Consider the following 6,236-nt stretch of genomic DNA (forward strand, 5'->3'; position numbering starts at 1 on the left):
ATTTTTAGCAAGCCAATGCCAAACTGCGGCGTATCAAAGCTAAGGCTGCGGGAGGGACACTGCCTAAGGCCTATGTTAAACTTCCCCATCATTTTTATCTGTTGATACTGTTGCATTGAACAATCTACCCATTCATTCCTTATTGCCATCCCTGCGTGATGCCTTTGCGAAACATGCGCAAGTGATCCTCGAAGCGCCAACGGGTGCGGGTAAATCGACCGCATTGCCCTTAGCCATGCTGGATTGGCCTGAGATTTCTGGGCGGATTTTAATGCTGGAACCTCGACGTGTGGCCGCCCGTAGCGTGGCGCAATTTATTGCCAGTTGTCGGCAGCAGGCGGTAGGGCAAGAGGTAGGTTATCGTGTGCGCGGCGAGTCAAAGGTCAGCGGTGAGACTCGACTTGAGATTGTCACCGAAGGGATTTTAACTCGCATGATCCAGCAAGATCCTGAATTGACAGGCATCGAGATGATCATTTTCGACGAGATCCACGAGCGGCATTTGACCACAGATCTCGGTTTAGCCTTGGCGCTCGAAGTGCAAAGCTCGCTGCGGGACGACTTAAAAATCCTCGCCATGTCGGCAACCTTATCTGGCCTGACATTGGCCGAGTTGATGCCCGATGCCGCTCTGCTACAGAGTGAAGGGCGCAGTTTCCCGGTCGACATTCGCTATCGCCCCGTTGCTGGGCAGCAGCATTGGCTCGATCATCTGAGCCGTGTTGTGCTCGATGCCGCGACATCCGTAGGCGATAAGGGCCCGCAGGATATTTTGGTGTTTTTGCCCGGTAAAGCCGAAATCCTCCGAGTGGCGCAGTATCTAGAAGAGCGCCTCGATAGCAGCAGTGTGGCAGTGTGCCCACTCTATGGCGAGCTATCGGCGCAGGAACAAGACAGGGCGATAAAGGCCGACAGCAGCAGGCGCAAAATAGTGCTCTCCACTAACGTGGCCGAGTCGAGCCTGACCATCGAGGGCATTGGCCTTGTTATCGACAGCGGTTATAAACGCCAAGCCAGTTTTAATCCTAAAACTGGGGTGACACGTTTAAGCCTTAAGCGCATCAGCCAAGCCTCGGCAACCCAGCGTGCTGGCCGTGCGGGGCGTTTGGCGGCGGGCGAGTGCATCCGTTTATGGGGCCAAGAGGAGCATCAACGTCTGCTCAAGGCCGATGAACCCGAAATCAGCCAAGCCGACTTAGTCGCCATGGCCCACGACTGTGCCTACTGGGGCGCGAAATCCTTCAGCGACTTACTGTTATTGACTGCACCGCCCACGGTGAACGAGGCATTAGCTTGGCAACTGCTTCAGCGTTTAGGCATGGTCGATGAGCAAAACAAGCTGACTGCGCATGGCAAAGCGGCCTATGAGCTGGGGTGTCACCCGCGCCTTGCCCATATGTTATTGGTGGCCAAATCTCGCGATGAACATCAACTGGCGGCCTTAGCCTGTTTACTGGCGGGGATTTTAGAGGCGCGGGGATTGCCGCGCAAAGGCGCAGATATCATGAATTATCTGCACTTTGCCACCCAAGGCAGTGCGGGGCAGCAAGCCAAACAATGGCTTAAAAAGCTGGCGCTAGATAAGCAATTTACTCAGGCCGATTTAGTGGCCATCGCCTCCCATGCCCATCATCAGGATGCTGGTTTGCTGTTGGCGCTGGCTTATCCTGACCGTATTGCCAAATCCCGTGGCGTTGAGGGGTATCAATTGGCCAATGGAACGGGTGTGGTGCTCAACGCCGAAGATGCCTTAGCGCAAACGCCTTGGCTGGTGGTGGCGGATTTTCAAGAAACCGAAGGCAAGAATGCCGGGCGGATTTATCTCGCCAGTCCATTATCACCAAGTCTGTTCGATGAGGAATTGGCTGAGCTGGTGGATCGTTATGACCAATGCGGCTGGGATGAAGCTAAAGGCCGCGCTGTGGCCGAACGCCAAACGAAAGTCGGGCAGATTTTACTGAAATCAGAGGCTATCCCAAATCCGAATCGCGGCCAAATTGTGGCGGCATTGCTAAGTTACATTCGCCAGCAGGGGTTACAAATCCTCAATTGGCACGATAACTTAGCGCAGTTTCAGGCTCGATTACAGTTAGCGCGCGATTTAGATCCGAATGCCGATTGGCCGGATATGAGCGATACCGCGCTGCTGGCAAACCTTGAAACATGGCTGGCGCCCTACCTTGAAAATGTGAATAATCTGCCGCAATTACAAAAACTCGATTGCTTTAGTTTGCTGGTAAACCAATTAACTTGGTCACAGCAACAGGCTCTCGATGCGCTGCTGCCCACCTCATGGCCGTTAGCCACGGGCACCTTCGCGCCGATATTGTACGATGCTTCGGGGCGAGCCTTGCTGCGGGTACGTTTGCAGGAAACCTTTGGCATGGCAGACAGCCCGCTACTGGCTCAAGGTAAGCTGAAGGTGACGATGGAATTGCTGTCACCGGCGCAGCGCCCCTTGGCGCTAACAGCGGATCTCGCCAGTTTTTGGCAAGGGCCCTATGTGGAAGTGAAAAAAGAAATGCGTGGGCGTTATCCTAAACACCTGTGGCCGGACGACCCTGCCAATACGCAGCCCACAAAATTTACCAAGAAGAAAACCTTAGGTTTATCTCAGTCATAGCCTTTAGACTGCTTTGATTTACAGCCTTGTGTTGTGCCTGTGACTGATGCCGTTAACGCATAAATGATGAAGTAGATATGACAACTAAGACGACAAAAAAAGCGAAAGCGAAGCGCAGCCGTGGCCTGTTTGGGCAAATTTGGTCGCTCACTTGGAAACTAGCCTTAATCGGCCTAGCCGTTGTGACCTTCTACAGTATTTACCTCGATCAAATTATTGCCCGCAAGTTTGAGGGGCAAAAATGGCACTTACCCGCGCAGGTATTTAGCCGCTCGATGGCCTTATATCCCGGCGCTGCCGTGAGTCATCCACAGTTAATGGCCGAACTCAAACTCTTAGGTTATCGCAAAGTCGCCAATCCCCGTGAGGTCGGTGAGTTCTCGGCATCCAGCACCAAAATCGAATTATGGCGTCGTCCCTTCTTACATCCTGAGGGCGATCAGGCTGAGCAGCGGGTGATGATTAGCTTCGACAGCGATGGGATCAGCTCGATTGCACGTATGTCAGATAAGCGCCAGTTGGCGGTATTCCATTTAGAACCTGTATTGCTCGACCGCATTATTGCGGGTGACGGCGAAGACAGATTGTTTGTCCCCACAGAAGAAATGCCTAAGGCGATTGTAAAAGCCTTGCTGCTGGTGGAAGACCGTAGTTTTTACGAGCATCACGGGGTCAACCCCTTCGCGATTCTGCGCGCCGCTTTTGTGAATATCAGTGCGGGGCGAACTGTGCAGGGCGGCTCGACACTGACCCAGCAGTTGGCGAAAAACTTCTTCCTCTCGAGCGAGCGCTCTTTGCTGCGTAAAATTCGCGAAGCCTTAATGGCGGTGATTATCGATTTTCGTTACAGCAAGGAAGAAATCCTCGAGGCCTACCTCAACGAAGTGTATATGGGGCAAGATAAATCCCGCGCCGTGCATGGTATGGGGCTGGCTTCACAGTTCTATTTTGGTCGACCCATCGGCGAGCTAACCACTGCGCAGCAAGCGTTTTTAGTGGCGGCGATTAAGGGGCCTTCCTATTACAACCCATGGCGTTATCCTGAGCGCAGCCAAGAGCGTCGCGATTTAGTGCTACGTCTCTTGATGGAGTCGGGCGAGCTGAGCACTGCGCAATACAAGGTCGCGGTAGAGTCGCCCTTAGGCTTGCGTAATCCCAATAAACCAGTGCATCAAAAGCTACCTGCGTTTTATGCCTTGGTTAAACAAGAGCTTAACGAGCGCTATGGTGATGCGTTATTAAAACAATCTGGGGTCAAGATTTACACCACACTGGATCCAATGGCGCAGGAAGCCGCCGAAATCGCCGTGACTCAAACCTTTAAGAGCTTAGATAAAGGCAATAAGTCGTTGCAGATTGGTATGGTCGTGACGGACAAATACACTGGCGGTATCGCGGCTATGGTCGGTGATAAAACGCCAGGCTTTGACGGTTATAACCGCGCGGTTGAGATCCGCAGACCCATAGGCTCGCTCATCAAACCATTCGTGTATGCGACCGCATTGGCACCGAATAGCCAGTTTACCTTGGCTTCGCCACTTAAAGATCAGCCGATTACCCTAAAGAATGAGCAGGGTAAAACCTGGTCACCGCAGAACTTTGATAAGAAGTTTAGCGGACAAGTCTCCTTGTTAACGGCGCTGAAAAAGTCGATGAACGTACCTACGGTGAACCTCGGGATTGCCGTGGGGGTGGATGCGGTGGCAACCACGCTGGCTAAGTCGGGCTGGCAAGAGCCGCTTAACGAATACCCGTCTATGCTACTGGGCGCCGTGAATGGCTCGCCGTTAATGGTGGCGCAGGTTTATCAGACGCTGGCCGATTATGGTGCCTATCGCAAACTCACCACAGTGACGGCGGTGCTCGACAGTCACAATCAGCCGTTACCTGTGACCCGCTCACCGAAGGAGCAAGCTATTACGCCGGATACTGACTTCCTGGTGCAATATGCCATGCAGCAAGTGGTGCGCTCGGGTACGGCAACACGTTTAGGTAATGCCTTCCCAGGCGTTGCTCTGGCGGGTAAAACCGGTACCAGTAACGATAGCCGCGACTCTTGGTTCGCCGGTTTTGACGAGCGTAACGTCGCGGCGATTTGGGTCGGACGCGACGATAACGGCAAGACCAGCCTCTACGGTAGCAGTGGCGCCATGGCGGTGTATCAAGCCTTCTTAAAGGAGCGTCCACCGATTGGGCTACGCTCGATTCCGCCAACGGGCGTGATCCAAGGTTACTTTGACCGTGATACTGGTGAAGCTAAGGAGGCGGGATGCCGCAATACCGAGGCATTGCCAGCCCTTAGAGGTACCTATAATCCTGCGAAAAACTGCGGCGAGCCGTTGCAGTGGTGGCAGAAGATTTTAGGTCAGTAATACTTATTCTTGATAGGTAAAGCGATAATAGCGGTGCAGCAAAATGGCACCGCTGTCTTTTAAAAAGAGAGTACCAGATGTATAAAACCGCAGCCGCAGTGCATATCCTTGTTAAACACAAAGAGCAGGCGGAAGATATTATTAAGCAATTGAATAAAGGCGCGAATTTTGGCGCGTTAGCCAAGCGCTATTCTTCATGTCCGTCGGCGAAAAAGGGCGGCGATCTCGGTGAATTCAAGCGTGGGCAAATGGTGCCGCAGTTCGATAAAGTCGCTTTTTCCGGTGAACTGCTGGTGCCACATCTCGTTAAAACCAAGTTTGGTTGGCATGTAGTGAAGGTGCTGTATCGCACTTAATCAGGTTGCGTTGATTGAGCAAATAAGCTACTTATCGACGCATTAAGCTGCATCTCAACACCAATCTAAAGGCTTATTTTCAAAAAATAGTTAGCTGTGCGCGTTTCCAGTGTTCTCACGGAATAAACGCGCATACGCACTAATAAGACGTTAGCTTCTGGTATGTATAAATGGATTTAAAACAAACAAATTTGCAGAGCATTCTCGACAGGCTCTATAAGACTGTGTTGACACTACTCCTCCCACAATTAGGATTACTCACCATAGTTGGTTCAAAAAGTGATCAATATACTTTTTTGCTGATGTTTATTGTTTTTCTAGCTTTGAATATTCTCATTCCCGTATGGTTACTCCTATTCAACACTGGGAATTCAAAAATTGATTCATTTTCAATCACAATAGACGACCAGAAAATTCTTGTTTCGACCTATGAAGAAGTCCAGAAGATAGATAAAGCTTCATATTGTGGCTATAAAGTTACCTCGCAGTATCCAAAGAAAATACAGCTATTAGAGGCTAACGGCGAACATATAGAGTTTAGTTACTATGCGTTAAATAAAGAGCAAAGGAACCGCTTGTTTGATTATTTGGGACCAGCCAAAAGCTAACAATCAGATCTAGTCGCTCCCTTCGAACGCAGGGACAAAATATGGGGCCGCTGGGCGAATGCGGCCCATATTCTTACCCCTAAGTGTGGATGTTATCCATAAAAGTCTAAAGCTAAAGCCAACGACTTAGAGTAAAAACTAACGCGTTTTTGTCGGATAGGCGACACCTGTTACCAAGTGCCGCCCTCCTAAGAACCGTACGTGCAACTTTCACTGCATACGGCTCAAGCCTCCACGAAGGCATTAAGATAATACCCAGCAACTTACAACGCAGTTT

The 6,236-nt window shown here is 51.0% G+C and carries 4 protein-coding genes; all 4 read left to right on the forward strand.

Features of this window, described 5'->3' with window-relative positions:
• Positions 1 to 115 precede the first annotated feature (115 nt).
• The gene (gene hrpB / locus CBX96_RS17685) at positions 116 to 2,623 is read left to right on the forward strand and encodes an ATP-dependent helicase HrpB (RefSeq protein WP_109287572.1); all 2,508 of its coding nucleotides are present in this window, start codon (positions 116 to 118) and stop codon (positions 2,621 to 2,623) included.
• Positions 2,624 to 2,700: 77 nt separating this feature from the next.
• The gene (mrcB, locus tag CBX96_RS17690) at positions 2,701 to 4,995 is read left to right on the forward strand and encodes a penicillin-binding protein 1B (RefSeq protein ID WP_011715809.1); all 2,295 of its coding nucleotides are present in this window, start codon (positions 2,701 to 2,703) and stop codon (positions 4,993 to 4,995) included.
• Between the two features lie 77 nt (positions 4,996 to 5,072).
• Entirely contained in the window at positions 5,073 to 5,351 is a 279-nt protein-coding gene (locus tag CBX96_RS17695; protein ID WP_011627235.1) for a peptidylprolyl isomerase, read from the forward strand.
• Between the two features lie 170 nt (positions 5,352 to 5,521).
• Complete coding sequence (locus CBX96_RS17700) at positions 5,522 to 5,959, forward strand: hypothetical protein (protein WP_109287573.1); 438 nt, start codon at positions 5,522 to 5,524, stop codon at positions 5,957 to 5,959.
• Positions 5,960 to 6,236 lie beyond the last annotated feature (277 nt).

It is taken from the genome of Shewanella sp. BC20, from assembly GCF_003129585.1.
GTDB lineage: Bacteria > Pseudomonadota > Gammaproteobacteria > Enterobacterales > Shewanellaceae > Shewanella > Shewanella seohaensis.

Excerpts from the sequence above, each read along its gene's own strand:
- mrcB (WP_011715809.1), top strand. The coding sequence starts at position 2,701 with ATGACAACTAAGACGACAAAAAAAGCGAAAGCGAAGCGCAGCCGTGGC.
- CBX96_RS17695 (WP_011627235.1), top strand. The coding sequence starts at position 5,073 with ATGTATAAAACCGCAGCCGCAGTGCATATCCTTGTTAAACACAAAGAG.
- CBX96_RS17700 (WP_109287573.1), top strand. The coding sequence starts at position 5,522 with ATGGATTTAAAACAAACAAATTTGCAGAGCATTCTCGACAGGCTCTAT.